At 40.9% G+C, this 18,225-nt stretch carries 13 protein-coding genes; 9 read left to right on the top strand and 4 right to left on the bottom strand.

Annotation, left to right across the window (positions count from 1 at the left end; translation table 11 throughout):
• The first annotated feature begins 104 nt into the window (after nucleotides 1-104).
• The 4 genes from aptA to hydA all read left to right on the top strand — a co-directional run bounded on the left by aptA (nucleotide 105) and on the right by hydA (nucleotide 5,719).
• Nucleotides 105-1,421: an omega-aminotransferase AptA gene (gene aptA / locus JQC92_RS06625; protein ID WP_204998912.1), complete on the top strand. Its 1,317-nt coding sequence runs from the start codon at nucleotides 105-107 to the stop codon at nucleotides 1,419-1,421.
• Between the two features lie 97 nt (nucleotides 1,422-1,518).
• A complete protein-coding gene (locus JQC92_RS06620) occupies nucleotides 1,519-3,018 on the top strand; it encodes a CoA-acylating methylmalonate-semialdehyde dehydrogenase (RefSeq protein ID WP_204998911.1) in 1,500 nt (499 codons plus the stop codon).
• A 14-nt stretch (nucleotides 3,019-3,032) separates the two neighbouring features.
• On the top strand, nucleotides 3,033-4,274 hold the full coding sequence (locus tag JQC92_RS06615; RefSeq protein ID WP_204998910.1) for a Zn-dependent hydrolase: 1,242 nt from the start codon (nucleotides 3,033-3,035) through the stop codon (nucleotides 4,272-4,274).
• On the top strand, nucleotides 4,274-5,719 hold the full coding sequence (hydA, locus tag JQC92_RS06610; protein ID WP_204998909.1) for a dihydropyrimidinase: 1,446 nt from the start codon (nucleotides 4,274-4,276) through the stop codon (nucleotides 5,717-5,719). Before JQC92_RS06615 ends, hydA begins: the two co-directional genes overlap by 1 nt.
• A 45-nt stretch (nucleotides 5,720-5,764) precedes the next feature.
• On the opposite strand, the gene JQC92_RS06605 is transcribed toward hydA, so the two are convergent.
• The 4 genes from JQC92_RS06605 to JQC92_RS06590 all read right to left on the bottom strand — a co-directional run bounded on the left by JQC92_RS06605 (nucleotide 5,765) and on the right by JQC92_RS06590 (nucleotide 9,355).
• Nucleotides 5,765-6,595, bottom strand: a complete 831-nt coding sequence (locus JQC92_RS06605; protein WP_204998908.1) for a putative porin — start codon at nucleotides 6,593-6,595, stop codon at nucleotides 5,765-5,767.
• Nucleotides 6,596-6,752: 157 nt separating this feature from the next.
• A complete protein-coding gene (locus JQC92_RS06600; protein ID WP_204998907.1) occupies nucleotides 6,753-7,568 on the bottom strand; it encodes a putative porin in 816 nt (271 codons plus the stop codon).
• Between the two features lie 99 nt (nucleotides 7,569-7,667).
• On the bottom strand, nucleotides 7,668-8,465 hold the full coding sequence (locus JQC92_RS06595) for a putative porin (protein ID WP_204998906.1): 798 nt from the start codon (nucleotides 8,463-8,465) through the stop codon (nucleotides 7,668-7,670).
• A gap of 86 nt (nucleotides 8,466-8,551) precedes the next feature.
• On the bottom strand, nucleotides 8,552-9,355 hold the full coding sequence (locus JQC92_RS06590) for a putative porin (protein WP_129946227.1): 804 nt from the start codon (nucleotides 9,353-9,355) through the stop codon (nucleotides 8,552-8,554).
• Between the two features lie 192 nt (nucleotides 9,356-9,547).
• Here JQC92_RS06590 and JQC92_RS06585 point away from each other — a divergent pair, with 192 nt between their 5' ends.
• From JQC92_RS06585 to JQC92_RS06565, 5 genes are all read left to right on the top strand, one after another.
• Complete coding sequence (locus JQC92_RS06585; protein WP_204998905.1) at nucleotides 9,548-10,774, top strand: hypothetical protein; 1,227 nt, start codon at nucleotides 9,548-9,550, stop codon at nucleotides 10,772-10,774.
• 119 nt (nucleotides 10,775-10,893) lie between these two features.
• A complete protein-coding gene (locus tag JQC92_RS06580) occupies nucleotides 10,894-12,195 on the top strand; it encodes an amidohydrolase (protein ID WP_204998904.1) in 1,302 nt (433 codons plus the stop codon).
• A 61-nt stretch (nucleotides 12,196-12,256) separates the two neighbouring features.
• Nucleotides 12,257-13,591: a M16 family metallopeptidase gene (locus JQC92_RS06575; RefSeq protein WP_204998903.1), complete on the top strand. Its 1,335-nt coding sequence runs from the start codon at nucleotides 12,257-12,259 to the stop codon at nucleotides 13,589-13,591.
• Entirely contained in the window at nucleotides 13,588-15,048 is a 1,461-nt protein-coding gene (locus tag JQC92_RS06570; protein WP_204998902.1) for a M16 family metallopeptidase, read from the top strand. The genes JQC92_RS06575 and JQC92_RS06570 overlap by 4 nt, the downstream gene beginning before the upstream one ends.
• A gap of 365 nt (nucleotides 15,049-15,413) precedes the next feature.
• Nucleotides 15,414-17,867, top strand: a complete 2,454-nt coding sequence (locus tag JQC92_RS06565) for an ankyrin repeat domain-containing protein (RefSeq protein WP_204998901.1) — start codon at nucleotides 15,414-15,416, stop codon at nucleotides 17,865-17,867.
• Nucleotides 17,868-18,225: the final 358 nt, after the last annotated feature.

Genomic DNA, 18,225 nt, shown 5'->3' with positions numbered 1-18,225 from the left:
ATGAAAGTAAACATAGAAAAGTGATCATTTATTAAACACAGATCCGACGATATAGTGAATTTTTGATTGATTTAACTCGACTTTATTCAGTTTTAGGTCAACTTATGACAAATGATTCTCTACCCAACCTCGATGCATATTGGTTACCTTATTCGGCGAATCGGCAATTTAAGTCAGATCCCAGAATGATACACAGTGCAGAAGGGGTCTACTTAATCGACAGTAATGGCAGAAAAATCCTAGATGGATTATCAGGGCTGTGGACGTGTGGCCTTGGACATCGGCAACCGGATATTATTTCTGCCGTACAGCAACAACTCAATGAACTGGATTACGCACCGACATTTCAGTTTTCTCACCCTAAAGCTCATGAGCTTGCAGAACAAATTACTCGCCTGACACCGGAGCCGTTAAATCATGTGTTTTATACCAACTCTGGATCAGAGTCCGCTGACACTGCAACAAAAATTGCTCGAGGTTATTGGCGAGAAAAAGGGCTCTCATCAAAGACAAAAATCATTGGCAGAATGAAAGGTTACCATGGCTCTAGCTGGGGCGGGATAAGCTTTGGTGGAATAGGCGGGAATCGCAAAATTTGGGGGCAGGCTATCGATGCTGATCACCTACCGCATACGTTACTGGATGAAAACCGATTCACAAAGGGGATGCCAGCAATTGGCGCATACTTAGCTGACGAGTTACTAGAGCTCATTGCGCTGCATGATGCGTCAAATATTGCTGCGGTGATTGTTGAGCCGTTTTCTGGTTCAGCGGGCGTTATCATTCCTCCCGTTGGTTATTTGCAACGACTTCGAGAAATCTGCAACCAGTATAATATTCTGTTAATTTTTGATGAAGTCATTACGGGCTTTGGTCGTACAGGATCGATGTTCGGTGCCCAAGAGTTTGGCGTGACACCCGATATCATGAACCTCGCTAAACAATTGACCAATGGTGTTATTCCAATGGGTGCTGTTGTCTGCAGTAGTGAAATTTATCAAACGTTTATGGACACCGATAAGCCGCTTCATGATGTTGAATTACCTCACGGTTATACCTATTCAGGTCACCCTGTTGCGTGTGCAGCCGCAAGTGCCTGTTTGACGATTTTAGAAACGCAGAAAATTCCACAACGTGTTAAATCAGTGGCAGGATATTTTGAGCAAGCGGTTCACAGTCTGCGTGGCTCTAATGCGATCACTGACATCAGAAATTATGGTTTAGCCGCTGGCTTTACTATTGACCCCCATAAAGAATCAGTAACCCAAAGACCTTATGAGATTGCCATGTCTATGTGGCGTAAGGGGTTTTACGTGCGATGGGGAGGCGATACGATTCAATTTGCACCGCCTTTCATTATTGAACAAACACAAATTGATGATGTGATAAATGCGTTATCAGATGTGCTTGCCAAGCTTTAATTAACATAATGAGTGAGTCATGAACCACTCATTATTTGATTATTATCTCAGTAAAAAAGCAACATAAACACATTATTGAGTCATGAAAGGAGTATAAATGAAGTACCTTTCTCATTTGATTAATGGCGAACCATTTTCTGAAAATCAATCTACGCTCCCTGTAACCAATCCTGCGACCGCAATGCAAACCGCAGAAGTTGAATGTGCGTCTAAGTTGATTGTTGAAGAAGTGATTTTAGCCGCCACGATGGCCTTTAAACGTTGGAAACAAACATCAATTAGCCAACGGGCAAAAATTTTATTTCGATTTAAAACGCTACTCGAACAGCACGCCAATGAAGTGTGTAACTTGCTAACAGAAGAGCACGGTAAAGTATTAGATGATGCCAGAGGTGAATTGAATCGAGGGATTGAAAACATCGAATATGCTTGTGGCATCGCACAACTATTAAAAGGTGAACACTCGCCTAATATCAGTAGTCAACATGATTCTTGGAGCGAACTTCAACCTTTAGGCGTCGTCTTAGGCGTGACGCCATTTAATTTCCCTGCAATGGTGCCATTGTGGATGTGGCCGATGGCCGTTATGTGCGGCAATACTTTCATCCTCAAACCTTCTGAGCAAGCACCGAGTGCCCCCTATTTTATTTGTAAACTCGCACAGATGGCGGGCTTCCCCCCTGGGGTGCTCAATGTCATCAATGGTAATGCTGAAACGGTTGAAGCTTTACTGCAAGACAAGAGAATTAAAGCGTTAAGTTTTGTAGGGTCAACGCCAGTAGCGAAAGAACTCTATCGTCGAGCTACGATGGCGGATATGCGTTGCCAGGCACTCGGAGGCGCAAAAAATCATGCGGTAGTTATGCCGGATGCAGATATTGATCTTGTCGCTCAATCATTGATGGGAGCTGCGTTTGGCTCTTGCGGTGAGCGTTGTATGGCGATATCGGTTGCAGTAGTTGTGGGTGATGATATTGCAAAATCACTCACGGCCAAGTTAGCACCTCTGATTGAAAATCTTAAAATTGGTTCTGGCTTTGATGAAGAAAACAATATGGGGCCATTGATCTCTGCAGGGCATAAAGCGAAGGTTCTAGGCTTAATTGAAAAAGGGGTCGAGCAAGGCGCAACTCTCGTTGTTGATGGACGGCAGTTTCACTTGAGTGGCTCAAGCACTGAATTCGAGCAAGGTTATTTTCTCGGAGGCAGCTTATTTGACCATGTCACACCTGAAATGGACATTTATCAACAGGAAATTTTTGGGCCCGTATTGTGTCTTGTTCGAGTGTCATCATTGGCTGACGCAATAAAGCTTATCAATAACCACCGCTATGGCAATGGTACCTGCATTTTTACCCAGAATGGCTATGCCGCTCGTGAATTTAGTCAAGCGATTGAAGTGGGCATGGTTGGCATTAATGTGCCATTGCCGGTACCTATGGCCAGTCATAGCTTTGGCGGCTGGAAGCAATCAATTTTTGGGGATTTAAGCGCTTACGGGCCAGACGCTGTTAGATTTTATACTCAAAGGAAAACCATTACGGCTCGTTGGTTGGCAAATTTAGAGCAACAAGCCCAGTTTTCTTTTCCCAGTTAATTAAGAGGTATTTGATGCAAAAGCTCAAAGTTAATGCTGAAAGGCTGTGGGAATCTTTGATGATCATGGCTCAGTTTGGATTGACTGAAAAAGGGGGATGCAATCGGCTCGCACTGACAGATAATGATAAAAAGGCCAGAGACTTATTTTGTAAATGGTGTAAAGAGGCGGGATGCGAGATAAGTATCGACCAATTCGGAAACATTTTTGCTAAACGTAAAGGGCAAAATTCAGATTTGCCTTCGGTTGCAACCGGGAGTCATCTTGATACTCAACCAACGGGAGGGAAATTTGATGGTGTGTTCGGCGTCTTAGCAGGAGTAGAAGTCCTCAGAACACTCAATGATAACAACATAGAAACTGAAACCGCGTTTGAGTTCAGTGTATGGACCAACGAGGAGGGTTCACGCTTTCAGCCAGCAATGCAAGGTTCTGGTGTTTATGTTGGGCGTTTCGATTTACAAACCGAATGGAATAAAACAGATGTCGATGGACATAATGTAAAAGATGAACTAGAGCGCATCGGCTATTTAGGGAGTGAGCCTATTGGCCAACGCAACTTCGGCGCTTTTTTTGAAACGCACATTGAGCAAGGCCCAATACTTGAAAACCAATCCAAAGAGGTGGGCATTGTTCGATTAGGGCAAGGGATCCGTTGGTATGATGTGGTGGTTAATGGACAAGAGTCTCACTCAGGCACAACTCCCATGGCGTTGCGTAAAGATGCGTTGGCCGCCAGTTGCGAAGTGATCACTGAAGTCGAAAAGCTCGGATTAAAGTATGAACATGCCGTTGGTACAACAGGTTTTATGCAAGTAACGCCAAACTCTAGAAATACCATTCCGGGGCAAGTTCGCTTTAGTGTTGATTTAAGGAATCCGCATCCAGATGTGCTTGAGTCTATGCATGAAGAATTCAATTCTATGTGTCAAAGCATTGCTAAAGCTCGTCAGGTCGACATAGAGGTTGATCATTTTTGGTATTTTGCTCCTGTGAAGTTTCAAGCCTCGGATGATGTGAAGAAAGCCGCTGAAAAAGTGGGGTACAGTCATATGGATATCGTGGCGGGAGCCGGACACGATGCCTGTTATATGGCGGATATTGTGCCATCAGGAATGGTCTTTACACCGTGTGAGAATGGCATTAGCCATAACGAAATCGAGAACACGACGCCAGAACAATGTGAAGCAGGGGCAAATGTACTTCTTCATAGTATGTTGGCTGCCAGTCAACGTCTTGCAGAGGAAGCTAAATAATGCGCCTACTCATCAAAAATGGTCAGATTATCACTCATGAGCAAAGCTACTTTGCTGATGTGTTATGCGAAGACGGTGTGATTACACAAATTAATGACCATATTCCCGATGAAAATGTCACCGAAGTGATTGATGCACAAGGAATGCTGATTATGCCGGGAGGGATTGACCCTCACACGCACATGCAACTGCCATTTATGGGAACGGTCGCAATAGATGATTTTGAATCTGGTACTAAAGCAGCGTTAGCAGGTGGTACTACGATGATCATCGACTTTGTTATCCCAAATCCGCAGCAGAATTTATTGGAGGCTTACCATCAATGGCGTGGCTGGGCAGAGAAAGCCACGTGTGACTATAGCTTTCATGTGGCGATAACGTGGTGGGATGATTCAGTATCTCGGGACATGCAAACACTGGTAGAGAAACATGGTGTAAATAGCTTTAAGCACTTTATGGCATACAAAAATGCCATTATGGCCACTGATGATATGATGATCGCCAGCTTTAGCCGCTGTATTGAGCTAGGTGCAATCCCAACCGTACATGCCGAGAATGGTGAATTGGTGTATCACCTACAACAATCATTATTAGAAAGAAATATTACAGGGCCAGAAGCACACCCCTTATCTAGACCACCAATTGTAGAGTCAGAAGCTGCGAATCGTGCAATTAGTATTGCTGATACACTTGGCAGCCCACTCTATTTAGTGCATGTTTCGGCCAGCCAAACACTCGATGCCATTCGTTATGCGACAGAGAACGGGCAACGCGTCTTTGGAGAGTGCTTAGCCGCTCATTTAACGATTGATGATAGTGTCTATCAAGATAAAAACTGGTTGCATGCTGCAGCACATGTCATGAGCCCACCTTTTAGACCTAAAAATCATCAACAAGCGCTTTGGAACGGGCTAAAGTCGGGAGCATTGCAAACAACGGCAACAGATCACTGTGCGTTTTGTGCAGAACAAAAATCCATGGGCAAAAATGATTTTACTAACATCCCAAACGGTGTTTCTTCAGTGGAAGAGAGATTGATGGTGTTATGGAATAATGGAGTTAATACAGGACAACTTACAATGAATGAATTTGTGGCTGTCACGTCCACCAATGCTGCGAAAATCTTTAATATCTATCCAAGAAAAGGTGCAATTCAAATTAACGCTGATGCGGATCTGGTTATTTGGGACCCTAAAGCAACGAAAGTGCTATCTGTCATCAACCAACACTCAAAGGTTGATTTTAACATCTATGAAGGCATGACGATGACAGGTATTCCTGCATACACGATTGCGGCGGGAGAAGTGGCTTATCAACGTGGCGAAGTTTTAGTCAAAGTGGGTAAGGGTAAATACATTAACCGTCCGCCTTATGCCTCATACTATCAAACCATAGAACAGAGTCATCAACGCAAGGTGGCAAAAGCGGTAAAACGAGATCAGTAAATGAAGGATGATGTCTACCCAGAAGCGTAGACATCATCCAAAAGTTTAGAAACGACCGACGAGACCTATATCGTAACTAAAGCCACTTGAGCTAGGCTCTAGTGTTTTATCTGCTCTAATAGATAATGAGATGTTATCGACAAGTCGAATAAAGTAGGCGGCATTCACAGCGTAAGTGTCTTCAGCATTGTCGTAAGAAGCGTCTGAGTATGAGCCACCAATAGAAAATGCATTCGTTAAGTAATAATCGACAGATACCCCCCAGTTACGATAATCCAGTTTAGTCGTACCTATAGGTGTCTTAATTTCATCATCGGAAAAGCTGTAATCTGCAGTAAAGTAAACGCCTTCACCGTAAGTTGTCTCAATAAAACTTTTAATACCAATATCATACTGATAGTCGTCAATGATAATTGCACTTCTACTATTACCAGAATCTGTTTTGGTTGCTGCAACATAAACAGAAGTGAATTCATTTAGATAATAACCAAGATTGACATTATAAATATCAGCATCGCCAAACGAGCCTGTATCTGTGCTTTGGTAATTTGCACCCACAAACCATTTTGAATCAAATACGTATTTGCCAGCGATACCATAAGTATTATTACTATCAGTATTTGAATAATTTAAATCCAATACTGAAGTTTGAGATAGGAAGCGATTTAACTGATATGGGCTTGCAGATTGTGATATCGGTGAACCATAATAAGAATATTGAACACCCCATGTTGGATCAATGTCTAACTTATTAGACGAAAAATCCATGTAACTTACGGTAAGCTCACTTTGGTAATTATTGTCTTGTGCACTGAGTGCTGAAAAGCCAATAACGCTTAAACTTAATGCGGTAAGTGTTGACGTCCATTTCATCATCTTCATTCTTCCTATGTTTAACATAATTGTAAAATCAGGCTAAAGCATAGAAGTTATTTTTTGGATGTCTAATTTTTGATTAAAAAATTAATCTTTGATATAGCTGGGTTACAAGGTTAGTGGTGGTTAACTCACTAACCTTAGTCATGCGATAGGGCTAGAATCTTCCAGTGAGATTTAATCCCACTTGTATTGCATCGTCAGAATTAGATTCAAGCGCTTTGCTCAAATCAGCGACTAAAGACATGCTATCGGTAATTCGCCAAAAATAACTTGTTTGAATGCCATAGAGTTCATCATTTTTATCGTTATTTCTTGAGTAATTCAATCCGACAGACCAAGACTTATTAAAGTAATAGTCAGAACTGATGGATAACGACGTTGAGTCATCATTAAACTCACCGTGTTCGAAATCAGCATAAGCAAAGCTACCCCTTAAAAATAAGCCGCTGTCGTTCTCAAATGAAAAGTATTTGCTGGCATTGATTGCGTAACCAGTGGTTTCAGGATCAGATAAAAGTTCATTAAATTCAATTCTGTCATACGAAAGGCTAATACTCGTCCAGTCATCTAGATAATAACCTACAGAAACACCATATCTATCTATCGATGGATTCCGTGGTGCATCTAGGTCCGACATTAAATAGCTAGCGCTGATGAACCATTTTGAATCAGTAACGTATTTGCCATTCAGTCCATAGTTTCGAGAGTCGCTTCCACTCGCAATCGTTGCGCCGAGCTCACTGGTCTGTGCTAACCAGCTATTTAAGGCATAAGGCCCTTTTTCTTGGGAAACAGGAGAAAAGTAATATTGATACGATGCTGACCAAAAGGTGTCAGAATCGTAATCACTGTTTACCGAATCAGCAGCACTAATTGACACTTGATGTTGAAACGGTTTGTCGTTAGTAGCAAAAGAAGAAAAGCTCACACACCCTAAAAGTACGGCAAGTGCCGTTTGAGTAAATTTCATAATTCATCCTTGTAATTAAAAGCCGCCAATACTTAATATTGGCGGCTTATTAGAGCACAAGGTCTAATTAAAGTTCAATGGCTTACTTGTAAGCGTTTATTAAAATCGTCCTACTAGCCTTGCTCCCCAATTGGTACCATCTTCTTTAGGCTCGTATTTTTTATCGACAGATAAATCCAGTGATAAGTTGTCCGTTAGACGTAAGAAATAGTTCGCTCGTCCGCCATAGGATTTATCTTCATGATTACCATCCGAATAAAAGCCGCCGACAGAAAACGATTTAGTAAAGAAGTAATCGGCTTCAGCTAAATACCCATGCGAATCCGATTTATAATCGGAAATCTTATACTCCTTGAATAGGTACTCTGCTTTTAGGAGAAAGCCCATATCGCCGCTGGTCTGAATAAAGCCTTTTGCGCCGATGGCATACTTGTCATAGTCATACTTGGCAGGAGAGATATCGCGTTCAAGGCGTTGAGCCGAAATATACACTTTTGCCGTGTCGCTAATATAATTACCGAGCTCTAATTTATAGGTGTTTTCACCTGTTCCTAGGTCATCGGTATAGTCGTATAAGCCAGCAACAAACCAATGGTCACCAAAAAATAACTTACCTTTTATTGTATAAGCATCGAAGTCATCACGATGTTTATACTTTAAATGCACCTGTGAAGAGTGAGCCAAAAATGCATTTAAACGGTAAGGCCCCTTATTCTGATCAATACCTTTTGAATAATACGTGTAATCACCAATCCAATATGCATCAGAATTTGGTACAGAAGTATTGTCGTATGTTCCAATACCACCTTCATGGTGGTACTTTTCATCTTGAGCTGCATAAGAGGATAAACTTATACAACCGATGAGCAATGCGAGTTGAGTACGATTAAATTTCATCATTCGTCCTTGCAAACCATTCATGAACTCAATGAGTTTATGACAGTCCTTTATAGAGTAATTAGTTAAATCAAATCTTAGTTAGATTAAAAGCGTCCAACGAATCTTGCTGACCAATTGATGCCTGAGTCTTTATCCTCTGGCTCAAAGTATTTACCCGCTGTGAGATCTAAAGATAAATTGTCTAAGATACGAATAAAGTAGGCCGCTTTCACACCATATTGAGCATCATCATTATTCCCATTTTCATAATGGGCATCGATAGAAAATGACTGATTAAAGAAATACTCAGCATGGAGTTTGATGTTATTGGTATCCGACTTTGGTGCACCGGTTTCAACGTCCTTAAATAAGTAAGCTGCTTTTAGTAATACACCCGTATCATTAGGCAGAGATATAAAACTTTTTACGCCAAGGCTGTATGTATCGATTTCTAGCTTACCGTTCTTATCCCCCAAATCATCACGCTCTGCTGATACATACACTTTGGTGTAGTCATTGACATAGTTACCGACTTCAAAATGATATCTATCAAAGTAGTCACCGTACAGTTCAGCTCGTTCATATTCACCGGCGATGAACCAGTGATCTCTTACAAACCATTTACCCTTGATACCATAATCATTGTCATCTTTTTTATGACCATACATGAGGGTCAGCTGAGAGCTATGAGCCAGAAAAGCATTAAGAATATAAGGACCTTTGGTTTGCTCTATAGGCTTTGCATAGTAGGTGTATTGACCTTTCCAATAAGTATCGGAATTGGAATTCCCAGTTTGGTCTTTAGCTTGTAGGCTCACTTCATGTTGATAGTCTAAATCAAGCGCTGAAAAGGCACTGAAGCTGGTTAAAGCGACACTAGAGATAATAAGCTTAGATAACGATTTCATCGGGATCTTTCCTCCATGAAAGTAATATTTCAAATCCAATGAAAGTGTAGTTACAAATTTGATATTTGCTTAAATTATTCGATCTCCGTGAATAAGATAAACAAGAATTAATCAAGTTTAATCGGCTCGTTTAATTCGGTCACAAGGCGAAGTGGTATGCTTTGACGGTATATTGGTCATAAGGGCGGAGTCATGGCTGAAGCAGCTTCAAAACAAGCAATATCATTAACGCCGAACTATTTACAATCTCAGGCCGATTACCAGTTAAGTGGTATAGCTGAAGTATTAAAAACTCAGTTGAGCGAAACCTATACGCAAGGCAAATCGCAGAGTATTCATACTCGCCCACCGGATGGTTTGGAATGCTTTCAATATCTCTATGAATCGGGTGTGAACCAGCAGCAAGCTATTGCTGATTTAATCAATGCAAGATCATTTCATGACTTTGATGCTGCAGATGCCTTTCAGAGTCGATATTCAGAAATGCCGGCTTCAAAAAGTTCTCAACTTACACTTTTTAAGTCATTAGATAAGAATATGAAACTGGGTGGTGTCTATAAGAAAAATGAGATTTTACGTGGGCTGGTGGAGTGCGTTCGAATGCTCGAAAGTGATAGCTCTATCTCAAAAGAAGATGTCGATGCTGCGAAAGCACTAATGCAAACCATTGCAGAACTCAATGATGATAAAGTCCCGAAGTCGCTTGCTCACTTAAAAGTGATTGAAGAACGTTTACGTGATGGAGCTATAGGCGGTGAAAGACGAGATCAAATTACAGAAAAAGCCACAATGTCAGAGTTTATTAGCTTTGCTCACCTCTATATAACGACTCAATTACAGCTGTATCAGATCTCCAGTGCTGATTTAGCAGAGGATTTGAAAGTGGTGATCAAAGCGTTACCGAGAGGAGATAGAGGGTTCGTCGAAATTGGTGCAGGTAGAGCAATGACTACAGTAGCGCTCAAAGAGAGTAATGGAGAGAAAATGGGCTTAAAAGGGTATGCCACGGATAAAACACCACCTAAAAAAAAGTTTGGGAATGTAAAAGTATATTCATACGAACAAAAAGCGGTCATTAAAAGATATGCTACTGATAAGCCGATGGTATTCATCGCCGCAGCCATTGAAGAAGACATGCTTAAAGAACTGTGTGAATTTACTAAAGACTTCAAAAAGCCATTCTCGTTGATTTTACTTGGTGATAATTTCCAAAAACATTTGGATAAACATTCGAGCAATGTTTCATATTTTCAGTTACAAATCCCGAGCTATGTTTCGCTCCAACATCCGAATGGTGTGCATTTACTCATGTTTAATCAAGATCAAGATACAACAGCAATGAAATGGGTACAGAGTGCACTACCTCAATACTCTCAAGGAGAGGCAGTGAAAGTACAGTCATCAACAGTGAAACCGTGATCATCAAAAAAACAGGCAACACATGTTCACACTTAGTTACTAAAAATAACGTGTAAATAGTTAACAAACTGTAAAATTATCGGTAACGTAGCGTTCTCAAATGACACGGATGGAATGCTATGCTTAACTTCAAACAGTCGTTTTCTTTATTCACTCTGATAACGACTCCTCTCTTTTTTTCACAAGCATCAGCTGCTGATGCCAAACAGCTCACGACTAACATCGAAGCGAAAGTTATTGAGCTACGTAGGCAGTTGCATCAGTATCCAGAATTATCAAATCGAGAAGTTAAAACCAGTAAACTTGTTGCAGAAAAACTACGCCGTCTTGGGCTTGAGGTGCAAACTGGTGTTGCTCACACTGGTGTTGTGGGTATGCTCAAAGGGGGGAACCCCGGCCCTTTGATTGCCTTGCGTGCGGATATGGACGCGTTACCCGTTACTGAAAAAGTTGATTTACCATTCGCATCGAAAGCGACGGCTGAGTACAGAGGTAACAAAGTTGGAGTAATGCATGCCTGTGGACATGATACTCATGTGGCCATGTTATTAGGTGTGGCGCATAACTTAACAAAAATTAAAGATCAGTTAGCTGGTGATGTGATGTTTATTTTCCAGCCTGCTGAAGAAGGCGCACCTGAAGGCGAAGAAGGTGGTGCTGAGTTGATGTTGAAACAAGGTTTATTTGCTGAAAGGAAACCTGAAAAAGTGTTTGGTCTGCATGTCAGCTCTAGCATGCATACTGGCACAATCGCCCTACGCAGTGGTCCAGCTATGGCGAGTGAAGATTCTTTTACCATCAAGGTAAAAGGTAAGCAAACTCACGGCTCTCGTCCATGGCAAGGTGTTGACCCTATCGTAGCGTCTGCGCAAGTGATCAATAGTGTTCAAACCATCATCAGTCGTCAAGTAGATGTGACAAAAGCCCCAGCAGTCGTCAGTTTTGGTGCCATCAATGGTGGCGTCCGTTCGAACATTATTCCTGATGAAGTTGAGCTTATCGGTACCATTCGTACTTTTGATCAGGCTATGCGTAAAGACATTAAAAAGCGACTGGGCGAGATTGTAACGAATGCTGCGGCAACATTAGGCGCAACAGCGACAACCAAAATTGATGATGGTTATCCGGTTACCGTGAACAACCCAGAATTAGTAGCAAAAATGCGACCCGTACTAGCCACTGTTGTAGACGAAGGCAAATTGATTGAGCCAAGCTTATTTACGGGTGCAGAAGACTTTTCTTATTATGCATTGGAAACGCCTGGGTTCTTCTTTTTTCTTGGCGTTACTCCGCCAGATCAAGATTTAAAAACCGTTGCCAGCAATCATTCTCCGCATTTTTATGCGGATGAATCAGCATTTAAAATTGGGGTAGAGGCGATGACGAAGTTAGCAATGACAGAGCTAAATGCAACAAAATAACGTTAAAAACTAAAAAAAGATGAGAATTCTCAGCCTTAACAATGAAAAATAGGGAACGATAATGAAGCGCACACTCACAGCTTTAAGTCTATCTCTGGGGTTAATGTTTACCGCAAACTCGGTACAAGCAGAAACCACAGCAGTAGATGTGAAAAGCTTTACCTTAAAAAATGGCATGAAAGTGATGGTATTGGAAGATCATTCAATACCGAATGCCAACATGTATTTATTTTGGAAAGTCGGATCTCGTAATGAAGTGCCTGGCATAACGGGGATTTCACATTTCTTCGAGCATATGATGTTTAATGGTGCTAAGAAATACGGTCCTAAAATGTTCGACCGCACCATGGAAGCCGCTGGTGGCGCTAATAATGCTTATGCAACAGAAGATTTAACCGTCTATACCGATTGGTTTCCATCCAATGCGATTGAAACCATGTTTGACTTAGAAGCTGACCGCATAGGCCATTTAGATATTAATCCAAAGATGGTACAAAGCGAACGAGGTGTTGTTGCGTCTGAGCGCACCACAGGTTTGGAAAACTCAAATTGGCGTGCATTATCAGGCCCTGTTAAAGGTGTGGCATTTATCGCCCATCCTTATTCTTGGCCTGTTATTGGTCACGAGTCTGATATTCAAGCATGGACGATGGAAGATTTACAGCAGTATCACAAAACCTATTATGCACCGAATAATGCGGTTGTGGTGATTGCTGGTGATGTTCAGTTTGATAATGTTAAGCGTTTAGCTAAGAAGTACTTTGAGCCGATTCCTGCACAGACGCCACCGGCTAAGGTTCGCACCGTTGAGCCAGAGCAAACAGGTGAACGTCGAGTTTTTGTAAAAAAAGCATCAGTAAGCACGCCAAATCTTATGTTGGCTTACCATATCCCAAATTCAAAATCTGCCGATTATTACGCATTAGATATTTTGTCTTCGATACTAAGTGACGGTAAGAGTTCTCGCTTATATAAAGGGTTAGTCGATAAACAAATAGCGATTGCAGCTGAGTCTTATCTCCCAAAATCTTTTGATCCTAACTTATTCTATATCTACGGAATAGCAAGCCAAAAAGTGTCTGAAAAACAGCTAGAAAAAGCCTTGATAGAGCAAATCGATCTGATTGCAGAGAAAGGTGTTTCTCAGCATGAACTCGATAAAGTGAAGAACATCAAATTGATGGATTTTTATCGTACGATGGAAACCATAAATGGTAAGGCAAACACCATAGGAACCTATGAAATGTTCTTTGGAGACTATAAAAAGCTGTTTGATGCACCAGAACTTTACAACAAAGTTACGCCTGAAGATATTCAGCGTGTTGCGCAAACCTATCTTAAAAAATCTAACCGCACAGTGGGCGTTTTAGCGGCTCATGAGGAGAAAGATCAATGAAGCCATCTAAAATGACAACGGCCATCAACTCTAAGTGGATGCTTGGTTTAGCCTTAGGTTGTGCAGTAACGCTTTCCGCCTGTAATTCAACACCAGCGCCTCAAGCGGCTAAAGCTGAAGTTGTTGATACTGGTAGCTTTAAAATTCCGACTTATGACACTTATAAAATGGGCAACGGGCTGACCGTATATTTAATGCCGCATAAAGAAGTCCCATTGATCACGGTTAATGCTGCAATTAAAGTGGGTAGCGTTAATGATATCTTAGGTGGAGAAGCTCGCTTAACAGCGAAGGGGCTGATGCTTGGTGCTGGGAAGTGGTCAAAGTCTGAACTTGAACAAACCATTGACTTTATGGGGGCAAGTTTAACCACTAATGCAGGTAAAGAAGGCAGTTCCGTTCGCAGTGACTTTTTGGCTAAAGATTTCGATAAGATGTTACCGATCATTGAAGCGGTATTGCTTGATCCTAAGTTTAATGGCAAAGAATTCTCTAAGCTTAAAGATCGTGAGATTGCTGGTTTAGGGCAAGCGAAAGAGAGCCCTCGAAATGTCATCGGTCGTTACTTTGACCGTATGATTTTTGCTGATACCCCTTATGGTAAGCCGAGTTCAGGCAACAGTGATAGCCTTAAAAAGCTCGATGTAGCAAAGCTTAAAGCGTTTTATGCAGCTTATTATCAACCGCAGAATGCAGCAATCAGCATAGTAGGTGACTTTGACGTAAAACAGATGAAAGCGAAGCTTGACGCTACATTTGGCTCTTGGAAATCGACGGTAAAGGTTCAACAGCCAAATTTAGCCGCATTGCCAAAGCCAAGCAAAAGCAGAGTGTTATTGGTGAACAAAGGTGATGCCATTGAAACGACCTTTTTAATTGGTGGTAAAGGTATCCGTTTCGACAATAAAGATCGTGTCGGTTTAACGGTTGTAAATACGATTTTAGGTGGTCGATTTACTTCATGGCTTAATGACGAGCTGCGTGTTAACGCGGGTCTGACCTACGGTGCGCGTTCTGCATTTGTTCCCTACGCAAAAGACGGTATCTTTCGTATCAGCACATTTACTAAAGTGGCCACCACAAAAGAAGCGATTGACTTAGCTCTGAAGACTTATGGCCGTTTATGGGAGCAAGGTATCGACCAAGCGACCCTTGATTCAGCTAAAGCCTATGTAAAAGGTCAATTCCCGCCAAGATATGAAACCAGTGGTCAGCTGGCAAAGCTTCTCGGTGATATGTATTTGTATGGTTTTGACGACAGTTACATCAACGATTTTCAAGCAAAAGTTGATGGCTTAACACTGGATGAAACTAAGCGTCTAGTGAAGCAGTATTTCCCGAAACAGAACTTACAATATGTATTGATTGGTAATGCAGGAAAAGTGGCACCAATAGCGAAACAGTACGGGGAAGTGACTCAAGTTGACATTAAATCCGTTGGGTTTAACACTCAGTAAACTCAAAGTTGATTCAGTAAAAAAGCATGGTTTCAAACCATGCTTTTTTTTGGGTCTTACAAAACGATTCAACAAGCATTTGAAGGTATTGAAGGATATAAATGCTTAGAGTTGCATGAGGAAGTTGATCGACAAAGTTGAAAGCAAAGCCGATCTCGAACATCGAGGTTCATCAATGGAATTGTTAAGACATTGAGTTGGGAAGTTTTGGAGATACTTCAAGCTCAATTCCTTGGGCTTACTTCGATGCTTTTGGCCGATAAGATTAATTGTTGATGCTTGAATTATGAAGAGAGTTTAATTAATACATTGATAACGATAGTGATATGGTTAACAGCAACTTACTATACTATTAATGGTTTGATATGTCTTTAGCAGCAAGTAGTACTCGTGAGCCACAAACTACACCTGAGCAACAAAGTTATTCCTTCGATGAAGATGAATGGGTGATTCCTGATGAATCGAAGCCTGTTTGCGCAGGAGGATTATTATGTCAGTATGAGCTCGAACCTAAATTTTCCGCTTTATCAAAACAACCACCTGAATTTCGGCATCATAAAAATCTGTATGGAACACCAAAAGAGCAATTCGCAAAATTTAATGCCTTGATGGCAGATGAAAATATCCCTTTAAAGGTTAAAGAGGCGGCTGTTAAACAAATTAACGCTACTATGGGCGCTCCAACCAGGTTATACAGGGCAATTCAAACATTAAATTGTGAGAACGAAAAGTGCACTGAATCTTTTATAGAGGTGAAAAAGAGCTTGGTTATCGAGTTGGCAGAAAAATATGTTGACTCTAGAGATGATATTAAGGCGGATAAAAAGGAGTATGTGGCTCAACTTGTGAGGTTTGCAGCAAGTGATTTCGGCTATGAGCCGGAACAACAGTCACCTGAACAACAATCAAGAAATGGGTTCGTAAGATGTTCACAATTAGGACATGTTTCATACGCGGATGCAGAAGGGTTTTTAAAGTTAGCGGACGCATATCTTTCTCCGACTAGAATTATGAATAAAACGGCAGCTAAGGGAGTATCCAGAGTAGCAATTGCATGGGGTTCAAAGCTTGTGGAGAGAGCACCTGAAGGGTTCCGTTGGGGAAGTAAAAAATATAATGTTCAGGTTATGCCTTGGAACCAGTATACAAGCATACAACAGGAATGTATTCCACAATTAGATGTCAGTTCGATGCATCCTCATATTTATATTCCAATGTGTGAGGCTGCGATTTCACAATGCAAATCAACCGAAGATGTTTGCAAATTGGCGCTTAGAGTTCTTCCTAAGTTTAATGCTCAACAAAGTGGGCATGAGACGTACCAAATACTAGAGATGGCATTTAAAAATAAAGCTCAACAATTAAGTAAAGATCAAGCTCATTCAGAGAGTTTCACTCCATATATTGAAGGCGAATCTTTTAAAGAACATCAGTTATTAACTCTTTGCTCAATTTTACCTGCTTCAGAACAAAAAGCGCTTTTGGACGTGGTCGTTAAGGCAAGATCTCTTCCTATTTCTGCATTATGTCTTTTTAAGCATCAGACACTACTTTCATTACCTCAGGACGTCCTAAAAAAAATACCTTGGGAAGAGATAAAACCTATGCTATCCATGGCGGTTAAACGCGGATGGTTAGATTTAATACAGCATTGCAATCTTCAAAACAGAGTAGAACATGAAGTAAAAGAAATAGCATTTGAAGCGGTTGAAAAAAATAACACGACAATTCTTGGATATTTACTCACTTTGCTTGGTGATACAGCTTGTAGTGTAACTTCTGATTATCCAGTTCAAAGTATTGGCAATGCAAGGGAATCTCGAACCTTATTTGCCCATGCATGTCATATACAACAATTTGATGTTGTGCGTTTTTTAATGCGTAATCATGATATAGATGTAAAGCAGGTCAATGTCGTCAGATCCCAAACACTCGTTGGGCCGATGGTTTCAAGCATTCAATCTGAGAGCATTCTTATATTTAATCGAGCGCTCTCGGATGGTAATGAACAGCTTGTGAAAGAGCTGCTTTCCAACTTTACACCAAGTGAGTTGAGAAAATTACGGGATCCAGAAGGTAAAACAAGCATGTTGCAATGGGCATGTAAAAAAGGACATTTATATTTGGTTAAGTTCATCCTACCTATAGGAAGTGATGTTGATGGTTTAGATACTCAATCTCTAGAGAGAGCTTCGAAAAGTAATGTCAAAACATATATGCAGAAAGTGACAAGCAGCAATACGGCCGTTGAAAATAACGTTAACCCAGAAGCTCAAGCGAAAAAAGATAAAAATAGAACGCTATTTTTTAAAAAAGCGCGTTTTAAAGAGGCCGTAGCTGATGGAAATATCGATGAAATTGACCGTTGGGTTAAAGCCGATGTTAGATCATTTAGTGTACCAGAGGTGAGAGGCTTATTTCAATTAGCGTTGCAAGACCGTAAAGGTGAAACCCTAGTAAAATTAATTAACCTATTTGAGACTGAAGAATCTAAAAGCATATTAATGTCAGATGTATTTTTAATAAGCATTGCCAAATTAGAAGATGTTGAATTGATTAAAAATGCGCTTTCTGAGATTGAAAAAACAACAAACTCGACCGGTGATAAATTAAAAGAGTTGACAGTAAATGTTTGGCAGCAAGCCTTTCAATTTAACAATAAGTTAGCACTGGGTTATATTGAAAAAACATACTCACAATTTAGTGGTGCTTATATCATAGACGTTGCAGAAGCATCGTCAACACCTTCAATATTAAAGACGAATTCTAAGCCTAGGTCTGCAGGGATTGAGATGACTCCTTTTAATAAAGAGTCTTAGTTCGATTATCCTAGAAAACGCAGTTGGATACGAACTCAGGCGTAGAAAAATTTCAGAAAACAAGGCGTAGCTTGCAGCAAGTAGTAATTCTACTCGCAAAAGTTACAACGCAGTAATCGGGAATTTTAGCAAGCTTGTGAGCGTATAGCGATTCACCTTTTAAGTGAGCTATTACATTGCGGATATTAATATCGTATCAATAAATTAAGTTTGTTTTTAGCGACCAACTGCGTTTTTGTAACCATTCACCAGCGTAGTATTGACTAATCGCTGGTGAGGTTAAACACATCTGGATAAGGTTTACGTTGTGTTACAGCCGTAACAATTTCAGAGATAACTTCGAGCGCAGATAAACCAC

Source organism: Parashewanella hymeniacidonis, from assembly GCF_016900895.1.
In the GTDB taxonomy this organism is placed as follows: domain Bacteria; phylum Pseudomonadota; class Gammaproteobacteria; order Enterobacterales; family Shewanellaceae; genus Parashewanella; species Parashewanella hymeniacidonis.
This window is presented reverse-complemented; position numbering and strand designations above follow the sequence as displayed.